Consider the following 14,021-nt stretch of genomic DNA (forward strand, 5'->3'; position numbering starts at 1 on the left):
AGCACTTCAAACCAAGCTTGTTTCAATGCTAGTCATCCTTGCCGGGGTGGGAAGACGAAATCTTTTTTATTAAAATTAGATTTCTGTTCCACTCCATATTTTATTCGAAACCTCTTTTCATATGGGCAGTAGCTGACTGCATTGAAAATGCACTTCAAACCAAGCTTGTTTCAATGCTAGTCATCCTTGCCGGGGAGGGACGACGAAATCATTTTTTCAAAATCAGATTTCTATCCCACTCCCTTTTAATACTGTTAGCTTGATTAATGAAGTAAGATTTCCCGGGTTATCGCTTTATATTACATGCTACGCATAATAAATTATTAATAGTAGTGAGTATAGTTGAAGTCTCAAAAACCCTTCAAAGTCAATTTGTATAAAAAACTGCTTTAAAGGGTCGTTATGAGTGTTCGTCTACATATTGAACGTTACTTAAGAATTTTTTGAGTTAGAAAGGGTAAAGATTTTTCGATATATACTTGTGGTGACTCATTACTTGTATAAAACCAGTGATGAGCAACACCATATAAGCCCCATGATAAAAAACGTGCACTTGTAGCTAACGTCTCACGGCTTTCACTAGGATGTTGTTGTTCAATTAAAGATAAAAAGATATCTTCTAATTCTTCTTTAATACGCTTTTCGACTATCTTACCATAGGCTTCACTGTTTAATTTACACTCTTCATGAGTACTTTGAATATAACTTGTAATCGTAATAAATATATTGCAAAGTGTGTCATGATTGAGCTCTGATGAAACATTAAGTGTACTGTTTAAATTTTTCAAAATTGTTTCCGACAAAGTATAATCCATAATATCGTATTTATCTATAAAATGAGCATAAAATGTTGCTCGATTGACCGTTGCTTCATCAGTGATATCTTTCACAGTCATGGTGTGTAATTCTTTTTCTTTGGCTATTTTTCTGAAAGCATCCATCAATAACTTTTTAGTTCTAATAATACGTGGATCTATATATTCGGTAGTTGTCATTTACAGTCGCTCCTTGAATATAGAAGTTAATTAAATTATGTTTATTTCAACAATCATTGTCAATGTAAGAGATTTATGTAGGTAAATACCACTATTTAGCTGTCTGCTTGTTTTTCTTGTATTAATCCGTTAGACATACTATAAATAATGATACCAAACATAATTATAATAATACCAATAATACTAAGTGGCGTTGGAAGTGCGATGCCGAGTAACAACATTTCTCCAATTAAAGTGAAAACAATTTCCATAGCTTGAGTCGATTCGACGGCAGCTAGTTTTGCTTGGTTATGTTTCACTAGATTAGTAGCATAAAAGAATAAAAATGTCGCAATTATGCCTGAAAAGATTGCTACAATAAATGATTGTAGTGTTTGTGATGGTGATGGTAATCCGTGTGATGAGACGCCTAGCACAAAAATAACAAGCCAAATAGGCAGTGTTACTAATGTCATACCGTAGATTCGTTCAAAAGTAGATAATTGATTATCTACTAACACCATCATTTTTCTATTCCCTAAAGGATAACAAAAGCCTGCAATAACTAAAGGTACTACTGATAATAAGAAAGTCGTAAATTTAATAGAAGTTGCGTTGGGAATTTGTACCAGAATTACACCGACAATCATAATGCTGGAAATAGCTACTGAACGCCACGAGATACGTTCACGTATCAAAATTGTTTGATTACGGTAATTAACTTGTTCGTAAAATAATGGTGCTAATAATAAACCACAAATAATAGTTAATTGCCAAGTAGATGAAATCAACCAGCCAGGACTATAATCTGCAACAAATGTTATAGGAACGTAAAAACAGACGAAACCTAATGTACTCCATAGTATCCAGGCACTCAAATTTTGACGTATATGACGATGTACATGACGGTGACGTTGGTGTATAGCGACAAAAATAAGAAGCAAAGGAAACATAAATATATAACGCAATGACGCGCTAAACATCCAAGAGCCACTATTATTGGACATTACATGATTTAATATAAAGGTAAATGAAAAAAATAATGCTCCTAAAACCCCAATTAAGATAGCTTTCATTAAAACACCTCGTTAATTATATTATTATTTTAAATTTATCACTTTATTCACTAATTGCAATAAATGTTTAATAAATAAATAATATGGTTTGAATACAAATAAACAACTACTTTTTTAAATACTAAAAATAAAATTTATGAAGGCGTTTTCAAAAATTAAAAAAAGGGAATAATATTTTATATTAACTGTTCAAAGGTAAGAATAGTTATAGGGGTATGAAGTGTGAGGTAAAATCATAATGATTTTATCTGTCTATTGTTACAAGGGGGAAAACAATGGAAACAAAATTACATAGAGAATTAAGTAATCGTCATATTCAGTTAATTGCAATAGGTGGTGCGATTGGTACAGGATTATTTTTAGGGGCTGGTCAATCCATTCATTTAGCAGGGCCATCTATATTGTTAACCTATATTATTGTTGGCTTTGTCTTATTTATGTTTATGCGAGCAATGGGGGAAATGTTATTATCCAATACAAAATTTAATTCATTTGCAGACATAACTAATGAATATGTTGGACCACTTGCTGGTTTTATCACTGGGTGGACATATTGGTTAACTTGGACTGTATCAGGTATGGCTGAAGTTACAGCTGTTGCTAAATATGTGTCGTTTTGGGTGCCACAAATACCTAATTGGATCACAGCTTTAGCTTGTATTTTATTATTATTAGCGTTTAACTTACTAAGTACTCGAATGTTTGGAGAATTAGAATTTTGGTTTGCGATTATCAAAGTAGTTACTATTATCGCTTTAATAGTAGTAGGTATTGTAATGGTGGTAATGGCAGTAAAAACACCATATGGTCAAGCGAGTGTTAGTAATATTTACAGTCATGGTGGTCTATTTCCTAATGGAGCTTCAGGATTTTTAATGTCGTTCCAAATGGCAATATTTTCATTTTTAGGTATTGAATTGATTGGTATTACAGCAGGTGAAACTAAAAATCCACATAAAACCATACCGCAGGCAATTAACAATGTACCATTTCGTATTTTAATTTTTTATATTGGCGCGTTAGCTGTTATTATTTCTATTATTCCATGGAATGAGTTGGATCCTAATGACAGTCCTTTTGTACGATTATTTGCGCTGATTGGCATTCCTTTTGCAGCGGGTATTATAAATTTCGTTGTTTTAACGGCTGCTGCTTCTGCATGTAATAGTGGTATCTTTTCGAATAGTCGAACTCTGTTTGGTTTAGCTGATAGAAAGCAGGCACCACAAAGGTTGGGTATTACAAATCGTAAAGGAATACCAATGAATGCATTGCTTGTGTCATGTGCATGTTTATCTATAGCAGTCTTGCTAAATTATTTTATTCCTAATGCGACCACAGTATTTGTTTATATCAGCACGGTATCTACAGTATTAAATATTGTAATTTGGACGTTAATTACGATTGCCTATTATAGATATGCCAAAAAACATCCACAATTACATGCACAAAGTAACTATAAACTACCTGGTGGTAAGATAATGGCACTTAGTATTATCGTCTTTTTTGCGTTTATATTTTGCGTATTATTTATTAATCCAAGCACACGTATTGGCGTTATTTTAGCCCCTTTATGGTTTGTTATTATCACATTATTTTATTTCAAACAACGACACAAATTAAAACAAAATAAGTTGTAACATAGCAATTTATTGAAAAATATAGAGGTGAGTATAATGAGTGAAAAAATTATTATGGATTGTGACCCAGGACATGATGATGCCATTGCTATGATCTTAGCAGGCGCTCGAACAAGTCACTTGGAAATTTTAGCTGTGACTACCGTATCTGGTAATCAAGCAGTGAGTAAAAATACACGTAATGCATTGAATGTGTTAGATATTATGGGCAAAGGAGAAATTCCAGTTTCTATGGGTGCATCACGACCATTGATTAAGGAGCCATCATTTGCAGAAGAAATTCATGGTGTAACTGGTTTAGACGGTCCTAAGTTACCTGAAACACCACGCCACCATGCTACACCACATCATGCTGCAGATGTTATCATTGATGCTGTTAAAAATAGTGATGAGCCAGTCACAATTGTAGCCACGGGACCATTGACTAATATTGCGACGGCATTAATTCGAGATGCTAAAATAGTACAAAATATCAAATCAATCACTATAATGGGTGGAGGTACTTTCGGCAATTGGACGCCCACAGCTGAATTTAATATTTGGGCCGATGCTGAAGCGGCGCAACGCGTGTTTAATTGTGGAGCGAGAATTAATGTGTTTGGATTAGATGTAACACATCAAGTACTTGCTACAGATGATATTATTCAACGTTTTGCGCTGATTAATAATGATGTCGCAGGCTTTGTAGTTGAGTTACTGAAATTCTTTAAGTCTACGTATAAAACATACTTTGACATGGATGGCGGTCCTATTCACGATGCATGTGCAATTTTATATTTGATTAAACCAGAATTGTTCAAAATGCAACATACGCATATTGCTATTGAACATCATTCCGCACTCACATATGGTACGATGTCTGTCGATTTGAATAATGTAACTGATGGGGAAAAGAATGCTTATTTTGCTGTAGATGTTAATGTTGAGGCCATTTGGCAAGTGATGGAGCAATTATTAGCAGATTATAACTTGTAAAACCCTTTACCGTAAGTCGTGATTACTACTTACGGTTTTTTTAATACTTTATTCCAACTAAAGTATGAGTGGGATTTGAGGACTATTAACTAGCATTGCAAAGCTATAATAAGTATACTTAATGACCACAGAAATTTTAAGAAAGGTGATTTATCAACTTGAAAAATCGTATTAACGCTATAGTTATATTTCTGTTGTTTTTAATTCCTTTATTTACAGTCATTTATTATTTTGAGCCAATTAAACATTGGATAGAGGATGTGAATGAAAAATATGCTGTGACAGAAACAGGACAAGATTCAGAATCACAGCAATTTTTCAATTTTAGTAGAGAAACTGAGAATTTTGGTGAATACGAACGCAGTGATTTTGGAAATAACGCAAAACATTATGGTATAGATTATCATTTGGCAGAAGATACACCAGTAAAAGCTGTAACACATGGTACAGTTACGCGTTTATTTGATAATGAGTTTGGCGGTAAAGTGTTACAAATCACTGAAAGTAATGGCAATTATTATCAATGGTATATGCATCTAAATGATTATAAAGTCAAAGAAGGAGATACGGTAAAACCGGGGCAAGTTATTGCACTTTCAGGTAATACTGGTAAACAAACTACAGGACCACATTTACATTTTCAAAGAATGCAAGGCGGTATAGGCAATGATTACGCAGAAGACCCTAATAACTATATAGAGCAACTACCAGAAGGTGAACGTAGTTTATATGATGCATAATTGTGACATATTAAAGTACATCAATATGATCATATTCTAAGTACCCGCGTCGGATGGCTTCCCATAAATAAAGCGCACCTATTGTTTGGCACCCAGTCCATCGTTGATTACATTGTTTTAAAGTTTCAGCTTTAGTTGTATTTGTTGGTTGATATAACCATTGAGCTGCACGTTGCAAACCGACATCTTTCACAGGAAGAATATCTATTCGGTGTAAGGTGAATATAAGATATATTTCCGCAGTCCATTGACCTATACCTTTCACTTGTGTCAAGTTGCGAGTGACTGCTGTGTTCGATAAATAAGGTAGCTTTTGGAAATCTATGTTACCAGCTTGCACATGCTCTAATAGTGCTATAATGCACTGCGTTTTCGCTCGTGATAATCCTAGTTCTTGTAGTTTTGTAGCTGATAACTTAGATAATGATGCTATTGACCAATCATCATTCACTGTCTCAGTTAAGCGTTGAAAAATCGTTTGTGCTAACTTTACAGTGATTTGTTGACCGATGATTGAGCGTATTATAGATTTTAGCGGACTTGGTCGCTTAGGAAATGTAATTGGCCCGATGTGTTTTATCAGTTTTTCCAGTTGCGCATCTTGTGTTATTAGTTGTTTAATACAAGGATGAGACAATTCAATCATATTTGAAGTTGTCATTGTGATAACCTCTCTTCTAAAAATGAACGTAATACTACAGCGTGATTATAAGTTTCATCTTTTGCCCCATACAGTAATAACAAATCATTGTTATTGTTTTTTAAGATGTCTTGAATGTTTTGGACTTCTGTTTTTTGTGCATCATTAGATTCTAGTTCCTTGAGATAAGAAGCTTTAAATTCTTCAAATTTATTTGGATCATGGTTAAACCATTTACGTAATGTAGGAGATGGGGCGATATCTTTTAACCAATAGTCTAAATTAGCATTTTCTTTTGATACACCACGTGGCCACACACGATCCACTAAGATACGAATGCCTTTAGATTGTTGTTTAGCATAGATTCTTTCGCATTTTATATGCATTTTTAAAACCTCCATGTAAGTAATAGTAATTGTCGCTCTTAACTGAATATAATATCTAGTATGTTAATTTCCTTCTTTAGTATGTTTTAATCATCGTAGTTAGTCTTGAAATTTACTATTTTGTATTTTGGGTATAGATATTATAAAGAAATAAAAGGAAGTGTTTTAACATGAATAAATTTAACAATGTTCAACCACCTAAACAATTTCAATATAAAAATCAGTCTGTTCGCATTAAAAATTATTATGAATTTAAATGTGATAATCGTATCTACTTTTCTCAAACGAAGCATATAGATTTAGCCATGCACACTTACAAGTTCGATATAGAAATCTTATCTCCAATTGACGATTATGGTTTAGCTTTAGATTTTAATGTAGTAGATAAAATTTATAAACAATATTTAGCACCGTATTTAGATAAACAATTACTCAATGAAACATTACCCGAGATGAATACGACTGCTGAAAATATTGCATTTTGGATTTGGGAACAATTTGAGCTTAACTTGCCAACTGGTAATACGTTGAAAAAACTTAATTTTTACGAAAACGCGACTCAAGGTTTAGTGTTAACAAATGAGTAAATACAATTATAGATTTTTTAGTAGACAAACACTCTATCAAATGTAGTTTAGAGTTAGTTAAAATAAATATTCTGAAAATTCAGAATGTATGTTATATTGATAGGTACATTTCATAATTTGGAGGTACCACACATGATTAAAGTCAGTCCTAAACAATTTTTATATAATGTACTTTCTGGGGTAGCTATTGCTATTATTGCGGGGTTAATACCTAATGCGATATTAGGCGAATTATTTAAAGTATTAGCACCTAAACATGAAATTTTTCAAATGTTATTACAAGTTGTGCAAGGCATTCAATTTACAGTGCCGTTATTAGTAGGTGCTTTAATAGCCATGCGTTTCCAACTGACGCCTCTGTCTACTGCTGTGGTTGCAAGTTCTGCTTTTGTAGGGAGTGGCGTAGCACAATTTAAAAATGGAGCAGTACTCTTAGTAGGGGTAGGAGATTTAATAAATACTATGCTTACTGCAGCAATTGCAGTGTTTTTTATATTAGTTATTGGGGAACGCTTTGGTAGTTTGACATTAATAATTATGCCGACATTTGTTGGTGTTATTGCTAGTTTTATAGGTTTGATTATTTTGCCTTATGTGCAATTAATAACTACAGGTATTGGAAATCTCGTCAATACATTTACTGATTTACAACCAATACTCATGTCCATACTTATAGCTATGGTATTTAGTTTTCTTATTATTTCACCTATTTCCACAGTAGCTACAGCATTAGCTATAGGTATAAGTGGTGTTGCAGCAGGTTCAGCTTCTCTAGGTATCGTAGCCTGTGAAGCAGCGCTAGTTGCAGGAACAATAAAGATCAACCGAGCAGGTGTGCCACTGACTATATTTTTAGGTGGCGTTAAAATGATGATACCTAACATGGTAAGGCATCCAATTATTTTATTACCAATCCTTACCACCGCTATTCTAACTGGTTTTGTTGGCGGATTGTTAGGCATTGAAGGAACAAAAGAATCTGCGGGCTTTGGAATTGTAGGTATGGTAGGACCTATAACATCCTTTAGATTGATGGATGGTTCACCATTATTAAATTTAATAACTGTCATCTTAGTATTTTTAGTGATACCTTTTATTATTGGTTTTGTAATTAATACCTTATATATGAAGGTTTTGAAATTATATAGTAGAGATATTTTTAAATTTTTAGCTTAATGATTTGAGCATACAAACAGGGAAGTAACGTGAAGACGTTACTTCCCTGTTATCGTTTGGCAGAGTGTTTTAATGATTCATACGGCGTAGTACTTCATTTTGGAGTGCAAGTAAAGAATTGTTGAATTTAGTATTGTCATTTTCTCCCGCACTAGTAATGAGTAGATCTACAAGCTCTGTATTAGATTTTTGTCTGAATATAGCTTCATATTGGTTTCGTTTGTGCTTGTCAATTTGATAATATTGATCAGCACCTAAACCGCCTTCGTCTATCATTACAGAAATACTATTAGAGCGTGTTTCATTGTTTTTGTCTACTTTGATTAAATCTTTTTCATGAGCAACCATGTTAATCCCTCCCAAATATATCGTTATTCGTTTAACTAACAGGAAGTGCCAACTCGCGTTTATACCAAAGGAAACGTTTTCTCACTATTAGTGTAATATTACTGGTGCGAAAATACAATACTATTGCTTGGAATTTTGTGAATCTTGCTTTGACTTACAGAAAAATTAGTAGATAGCTTAATAATTAGAGCAAAATTAGCGTCAGAAATATTACAAGAATGTAACAGAGTGAGACGTTGTAATTTTTCTGACAATAAATAAATTAGATTTGTAGTCATTTCAATGCTATTGTGACAAGTTTGATTGAAGTGCTGGAAATGCTATTCTGTCAGGCGATTGTTATTCAAAGTAACAATTAGTAAATGATGTCATACAATGAACATGTTTTGTAAACGATTTGTTATTTGAGTGTAATACAAATTTGCTGGATTTATGGTATATTAATTCTTGTCGAAAAACAAATCGTTAAAAAATTGAAATTAGCACATACGAAATTTATAAACTTAAAATAGAGTTTTACGAAGCAAAATATTGGAGGATTTATTTTATTATGAAAAAGACAGTTTTAGCATCATCATTAGCAGTAGCATTAGGTGTAACAGGATATGCAGCGAACAGCAACCAAGCTGACGCTTCTGAACAAAACATTGATAAAGCTCATTTAGCTGAGTTAGCATTAAGCAATGCTCAAGAATTAAATGAAAAACCAGTACATTCTGGTTCATATGACTATGACTTTAACTACAATGGTCATTCATTCAACTTCGAATCAAATGGTACTACTTGGACTTGGAGCTATGACGGTGGATCTTCAGCTCAAACATCAACAGATGTACAAGCACCTCAAGCACAAGCTTCAAGCCAATCTAACGCTTCAGTAGAAGCTCCTAAAGCAGTAGAAGCTCCTAAAGCTGAAACAACTAACGAAGTTCAAACAGAACAAACAAGTGCTTCAACTTCAGTTAAAACTGAAAGTGCTCCAGCACAAACAACTACAAAAACTTCAACTTCAGCAAGCACAAGCTCTTCATCAGCTTCAACTGGTGGATCAACTAAAGCTCAATTCTTAGCTGCTGGTGGTACAGAAGCTATGTGGAATACAATCGTAATGCCTGAATCAAGCGGTAACCCAAATGCTGTTAACGAATTAGGATACAGAGGTTTAGGTCAAACTAAAGAATCTTGGGGAACTGGTTCAGTTGCTGAACAAACTAAAGGTATGATCAACTACGCTAACGAACGTTATGGTTCAGTAGAAGCTGCGTTAGACTTCCGTTCTTCAAACAACTGGTGGTAAAATTTACCTCAGTATAAAGCTAAAGACTACTCAATTGAGTAGTCTTTTTTTAGTATTAATATGTTAGAATATTCAGATAAGTAAAAAGTAAGATGTATTGAACTTCATCACTATATCGGCACATTTCTGATATAAAGATACATAGGGGGAGTAATAATGGCAATGTCTGACAGATTAGCACAAATACCCGATAGTTATTTTGGTAAAACGATGGGACAAAAAGTGACACATGGCCCTTTACCATTGATTAATTTAGCTGTAGGTATTCCAGATGGTGATACACCTGATGGAATTGTTAATAAATTTATCAAAGCAGTGCAAGAACCAGAGAATCAAAAATATGTAGCATTTCATGGTAAAGAGAGTTTGAAACAAGCGATCGTTGATTTTTATCAACGTCATTATGGTGTAGCATTAGATGCCAATACAGAAGTGTGTATTTTATATGGTACTAAAAATGGCTTAGTAGCTTTGCCAACTGCTATTGTAAATCCAGGGGAATATGTATTATTGCCAGACCCAGGTTATGCTGATTATTTAGCGGGTGTCCAGTTAGCTGATGCCATCCCTAAAAAGTTGAATTTAACAGCACCTGATTATTTACCAAAATGGCAACAAATATCACAAGATGTGTTGTTAAACACGCGGTTAGTATATTTAACTTACCCTAATAATCCAACGGGGTCGGTTGCTACGCTCGAGGTGTTTAAAGAGGCAGTTACGCAATTTCAGAATACCAAAACTAAAATTGTACATGATTTTGCTTATAGTGCGTTTGGTTTTGATAGTAAAAATCCTAGTATATTACAAGTAGACGGTGCAAAAGAGTTAGCAGTGGAAATATATTCTCTTTCTAAAGGCTATAATATGTCAGGTTTTCGGGTAGGTTTCGCCGTAGGAAATAAGGATATTATTCAAGCTTTGAAAAAATATCAATCACATACACATGCTGGCATGTTTGGTGCGTTACAAGATACAGCTACTTACGCGCTCAATCATTATGATGCATTTTTAGAACAACAAAATAATAAATTCCGACAACGACGTGATGATATCACACGTGCATTAGCTGACGTTGACATACCATTTGAACCAATGAGGGGTGGCATATTTTTATGGTTGAAAACACCTCCACACTTTGACGGAGAAGGATTTGTAGAATATTTGTTACAGGAACAATCTATTTTGGTTGCACCGGGTTTTCCATTTGGGGACAATGGTCATCACTATGTACGTATGTCTTTGGCAATTGATGATGAACAGTTAGCCGTGGCAATACAACGATTGCAAAGTATCGCACATTTATATCATTAAAAAGAGAGTGGGACAATATTGATTTGTCCCACTCTCTTTTTGTATTGGCAGTAGCTGACTGCATTGAAAATGCGCTTTAAACCGAGCTTTTTTCAACGCTAGTCATCCTTGCCGGGGTGGGACGACGAAATCATTTATTCAAAATCAGATTTCTGTCCCACTCCCTATTGGACATCATAACCTTGATCTTCAATTGCAGATTTCATATCTGTGACTTCAACTTGGTCGTTATCATAATCAACTTGGACATTACCAGCTGTTAAGTCAACTTTCGCAGTTGAGACACCAGATAATTTTGTTAATGCGCCTTCTACAGCTTGTTTACAATGGTCACAACTCATACCTTCAACTTGAATTGTTTCAGTTGTCATATGAATCACCTCCTTTTAATAGCATACTGCTATAATTTCATGCGTTTCAAACGTAAAGCATTGGTTACGACACTGACTGAACTTAAGGCCATTGCTGCGCCAGCAACCCATGGAGCTAATAATCCTAGAGCAGCAATTGGTATGCCTGCAACATTATAACCGAAAGCCCAAAACAGATTTTGGCGTATATTACGTATTGTAGCCTTACTTGTATAGAGTGCTTTTGGTAAGAGTAATAAATCGCCACCTAAAATTGTAATATCAGCAGCTTCTATTGCCACTTCGGTACCTGTACCAATAGCAATACCTATATCAGCTGTTACTAAGGCAGGTGCATCATTAATTCCATCGCCAACCATTGCTACTTTTTTATTTTGTTGTTGCAGTGACTCGATGACTGCTGCTTTTTCTTCAGGTACGACGTCAGCAATAACTGTATCAATGCCCACTTGTTGTGCTATAGCGTGTGCAGTACGTTGATTATCACCAGTTAACATTACGACCTCGATATTTTGTTGATGTAGTAACTCAATCGCTTGTTGTGCTGTAGCTTTCACTGTATCAGCGACTGCGATTAAGCCACTATATTCTTTGTTAATTGCAATAAGCATAGTTGTTTTACCGGCATCTTCATAATTTTGCATAGTGTTATTAGCCATTGAAATATCTACGTCATACTGATCCATTAACTGACGATTGCCAATGAGAATAGTATGGTTGTCGACTGTAGCGACAATGCCTTTGCCAGGCAATGCTTCGAACGTTTCAGGTTGTGATAATGTTATTTCGTGCTGTTGAGCATAAGTGACTATTGCTTCAGCTAATGGATGTTCGGACCCCTGTTCAGCACTGGCCAATAATTGTAATGTAGTATTTGAACCAGTAAAATCAGTTACTTCAGGTGTTCCTTTTGTAATTGTGCCTGTTTTGTCTAAGACGATGGTATTGATATTATGAGTATGCTCAATATAAGAACCACCCTTAAATAATATACCATGTTCTGCTGCTTTTCCTGTGCCTACCATGATTGAAGTTGGTGTAGCTAAACCTAAGGCACATGGACAAGCGATTACTAAAACTGCAATAGATGCAACTAGAGCATGTTCGATTTGTCCAACTTGTACTAAAGTGATCCATACGATAAATGTTAGTATAGCAATCGCTACTACAATGGGTACAAAATAACCGGAAATAGTGTCTGCTAGGCGTTGAATAGGTGCTTTAGAGCCTTGTGCTTGTTCGACCACTTGTACTATAGAAGATAGCGCTGTATCTTTGCCTACTTTCGTTGCTTCCATAGTAATGACACCATTTTTATTCATAGTGGAACCTATGACTTCATCATTTTCAAATTTAGTTACTGGCATAGATTCACCTGTAATCATTGAAGTGTCAATAGAAGTAGTACCTTTAATCACAAGTCCATCGACAGGTATTTTTTCTCCTGGTTTAACAATAAGATGATCGCCAACAACAACTTCTTTTAATGGGATCATTTGCGTAGTACCATTACGAATTACGCGTGCTTCTTTAGCTTGTAAATTTAACAATGTACTTAAAGCATTAGTCGTTTGAGATTTAGCACGTGCTTCTAAATATTTACCTAATAAGATAAGCGTGATCAATACTGCACTTGTTTCAAAATAAAGATGTGGTGTGATTTGTGGTTGGACAATCCATTTTATAGTTTCAAATAGACTATAGAAGTAAGCAGCACTTGTACCTAATGCTACTAATACATCCATGTTAGCCGAACCACTACGTAAACTTTTGTAGGCACCTATATAAAATTGCCAACCAATACCAAATTGTACAATAGTAGCTAAGGTTAATTGAAAGTATGGATTCATTAAGATGGCGGGCATTGGCAAATTAAATAAATGAACAAACATGGTCAAGAGTAGTGGTAACGAGAGTATGGCTGAAATAATAAGTTTCAATCGTTTACGCTTTAGCTCTTTACTTTTTTGAGAAACTTTATCTCCAGCTGTTGCTTTTAGTTGCGCATCGTACCCGATATTTTGTATACGAGCAATTAACGCTTCTGGCGTAGTGACTTCTGGATTGTACGCAATGTTAGCTTGTTCTGTAGTTAGATTCACATTGGCCTGTGATACACCATCTGTACGATTAAGTATTTTTTCTACACGAGTAGAACAAGCAGCACACGTCATACCTAAAACATCGAGTTCAGTTGTTTCGGTAATTACCCCATAACCAGTATTTTGAACGGTTTCAGTGATAGTTTCGAGTGACGTAGAATTAGGATCATAGTCTACAGTCGCTTTTTCTGTTGTAGGGTTGACCGTTGCAACGACATCAGGCAATTTATTCAAATTTTTTTCTATGCGATTGGCACAAGCAGTACAAGTCATACCGGTAATACCAAACGTAGTTTTATGAGAAGTAGCCATCTCTGAGTTTCCTCCTAATGTGTTATCTTGCCTTCAATATACCCCCTATAGGTATTAAAGTCAAGCATTAAATTTAAAAAGAG

At 34.7% G+C, this 14,021-nt stretch carries 14 protein-coding genes; 7 read left to right on the forward strand and 7 right to left on the reverse strand.

Annotation, left to right across the window (positions count from 1 at the left end; genetic code table 11):
- Positions 1-428: 428 nt before the first annotated feature.
- Positions 429-995, reverse strand: coding sequence for a TetR/AcrR family transcriptional regulator (locus tag CD036_RS09740; RefSeq protein ID WP_002508818.1), 567 nt, complete (start codon positions 993-995; stop codon positions 429-431).
- Positions 996-1,090: 95 nt separating this feature from the next.
- Positions 1,091-2,050 (reverse strand): DMT family transporter, encoded by a 960-nt coding sequence (locus tag CD036_RS09745; RefSeq protein ID WP_021459609.1) that lies wholly within the window; start codon positions 2,048-2,050, stop codon positions 1,091-1,093.
- A gap of 275 nt (positions 2,051-2,325) precedes the next feature.
- Between CD036_RS09745 and CD036_RS09750 the strand changes: the two genes are divergently transcribed.
- From CD036_RS09750 to CD036_RS09760, 3 genes are all read left to right on the forward strand, one after another.
- Positions 2,326-3,690 carry an amino acid permease gene (locus CD036_RS09750; RefSeq protein WP_103388527.1) on the forward strand — a complete coding sequence of 455 codons (1,365 nt, stop codon included), beginning with the start codon at positions 2,326-2,328 and terminating at the stop codon, positions 3,688-3,690.
- A gap of 36 nt (positions 3,691-3,726) precedes the next feature.
- A complete protein-coding gene (locus CD036_RS09755) occupies positions 3,727-4,665 on the forward strand; it encodes a nucleoside hydrolase (protein WP_103388528.1) in 939 nt (312 codons plus the stop codon).
- A 158-nt stretch (positions 4,666-4,823) separates the two neighbouring features.
- Positions 4,824-5,405 (forward strand): M23 family metallopeptidase, encoded by a 582-nt coding sequence (locus CD036_RS09760; protein ID WP_103388529.1) that lies wholly within the window; start codon positions 4,824-4,826, stop codon positions 5,403-5,405.
- A 10-nt stretch (positions 5,406-5,415) separates the two neighbouring features.
- On the opposite strand, the gene CD036_RS09765 is transcribed toward CD036_RS09760, so the two are convergent.
- Positions 5,416-6,066 carry a DNA-3-methyladenine glycosylase family protein gene (locus tag CD036_RS09765; protein WP_103388530.1) on the reverse strand — a complete coding sequence of 217 codons (651 nt, stop codon included), beginning with the start codon at positions 6,064-6,066 and terminating at the stop codon, positions 5,416-5,418.
- Positions 6,063-6,431, reverse strand: coding sequence for a DUF488 domain-containing protein (locus CD036_RS09770; protein ID WP_002508812.1), 369 nt, complete (start codon positions 6,429-6,431; stop codon positions 6,063-6,065). The genes CD036_RS09765 and CD036_RS09770 overlap by 4 nt, the downstream gene beginning before the upstream one ends.
- Positions 6,432-6,601: 170 nt before the next feature.
- On the opposite strand from CD036_RS09770, the gene CD036_RS09775 reads away from it, so the two are divergent.
- A complete protein-coding gene (locus CD036_RS09775; RefSeq protein ID WP_002508811.1) occupies positions 6,602-7,018 on the forward strand; it encodes a 6-pyruvoyl trahydropterin synthase family protein in 417 nt (138 codons plus the stop codon).
- 132 nt (positions 7,019-7,150) lie between these two features.
- Positions 7,151-8,194 carry a PTS sugar transporter subunit IIC gene (locus CD036_RS09780; RefSeq protein WP_103388531.1) on the forward strand — a complete coding sequence of 348 codons (1,044 nt, stop codon included), beginning with the start codon at positions 7,151-7,153 and terminating at the stop codon, positions 8,192-8,194.
- Between the two features lie 69 nt (positions 8,195-8,263).
- Here the strand turns inward: CD036_RS09780 and CD036_RS09785 are convergent, their stop codons facing one another.
- Positions 8,264-8,542 carry a hypothetical protein gene (locus CD036_RS09785; protein ID WP_002508809.1) on the reverse strand — a complete coding sequence of 93 codons (279 nt, stop codon included), beginning with the start codon at positions 8,540-8,542 and terminating at the stop codon, positions 8,264-8,266.
- Between the two features lie 550 nt (positions 8,543-9,092).
- Here CD036_RS09785 and CD036_RS09790 point away from each other — a divergent pair.
- Both CD036_RS09790 and CD036_RS09795 read left to right on the forward strand, forming a co-directional pair.
- Positions 9,093-9,839: an aggregation-promoting factor C-terminal-like domain-containing protein gene (locus CD036_RS09790; RefSeq protein ID WP_002508808.1), complete on the forward strand. Its 747-nt coding sequence runs from the start codon at positions 9,093-9,095 to the stop codon at positions 9,837-9,839.
- A 156-nt stretch (positions 9,840-9,995) separates the two neighbouring features.
- A complete protein-coding gene (locus CD036_RS09795; RefSeq protein ID WP_103388532.1) occupies positions 9,996-11,153 on the forward strand; it encodes an aminotransferase class I/II-fold pyridoxal phosphate-dependent enzyme in 1,158 nt (385 codons plus the stop codon).
- A 164-nt stretch (positions 11,154-11,317) separates the two neighbouring features.
- Here CD036_RS09795 and copZ read toward each other — a convergent pair whose 3' ends face one another.
- Positions 11,318-11,524 carry a copper chaperone CopZ gene (gene copZ / locus CD036_RS09800; RefSeq protein WP_002508806.1) on the reverse strand — a complete coding sequence of 69 codons (207 nt, stop codon included), beginning with the start codon at positions 11,522-11,524 and terminating at the stop codon, positions 11,318-11,320.
- 29 nt (positions 11,525-11,553) lie between these two features.
- Positions 11,554-13,938 (reverse strand): heavy metal translocating P-type ATPase, encoded by a 2,385-nt coding sequence (locus tag CD036_RS09805; RefSeq protein ID WP_002508805.1) that lies wholly within the window; start codon positions 13,936-13,938, stop codon positions 11,554-11,556.
- Positions 13,939-14,021 lie beyond the last annotated feature (83 nt).

The organism is Staphylococcus arlettae (assembly GCF_002902345.1).
Lineage (GTDB): Bacteria > Bacillota > Bacilli > Staphylococcales > Staphylococcaceae > Staphylococcus > Staphylococcus arlettae.

Bases quoted from the DNA above. Each gene is read 5' to 3' on its own strand.
- CD036_RS09740 (WP_002508818.1), bottom strand. From the start codon at position 995: ATGACAACTACCGAATATATAGATCCACGTATTATTAGAACTAAAAAG.
- CD036_RS09745 (WP_021459609.1), bottom strand. From the start codon at position 2,050: ATGAAAGCTATCTTAATTGGGGTTTTAGGAGCATTATTTTTTTCATTT.
- CD036_RS09750 (WP_103388527.1), top strand. From the start codon at position 2,326: ATGGAAACAAAATTACATAGAGAATTAAGTAATCGTCATATTCAGTTA.
- CD036_RS09755 (WP_103388528.1), top strand. From the start codon at position 3,727: ATGAGTGAAAAAATTATTATGGATTGTGACCCAGGACATGATGATGCC.
- CD036_RS09765 (WP_103388530.1), bottom strand. From the start codon at position 6,066: ATGACAACTTCAAATATGATTGAATTGTCTCATCCTTGTATTAAACAA.
- CD036_RS09770 (WP_002508812.1), bottom strand. From the start codon at position 6,431: ATGCATATAAAATGCGAAAGAATCTATGCTAAACAACAATCTAAAGGC.
- CD036_RS09775 (WP_002508811.1), top strand. From the start codon at position 6,602: ATGAATAAATTTAACAATGTTCAACCACCTAAACAATTTCAATATAAA.
- CD036_RS09780 (WP_103388531.1), top strand. From the start codon at position 7,151: ATGATTAAAGTCAGTCCTAAACAATTTTTATATAATGTACTTTCTGGG.
- CD036_RS09785 (WP_002508809.1), bottom strand. From the start codon at position 8,542: ATGGTTGCTCATGAAAAAGATTTAATCAAAGTAGACAAAAACAATGAA.
- CD036_RS09790 (WP_002508808.1), top strand. From the start codon at position 9,093: ATGAAAAAGACAGTTTTAGCATCATCATTAGCAGTAGCATTAGGTGTA.
- CD036_RS09795 (WP_103388532.1), top strand. From the start codon at position 9,996: ATGGCAATGTCTGACAGATTAGCACAAATACCCGATAGTTATTTTGGT.
- copZ (WP_002508806.1), bottom strand. From the start codon at position 11,524: ATGACAACTGAAACAATTCAAGTTGAAGGTATGAGTTGTGACCATTGT.
- CD036_RS09805 (WP_002508805.1), bottom strand. From the start codon at position 13,938: ATGGCTACTTCTCATAAAACTACGTTTGGTATTACCGGTATGACTTGT.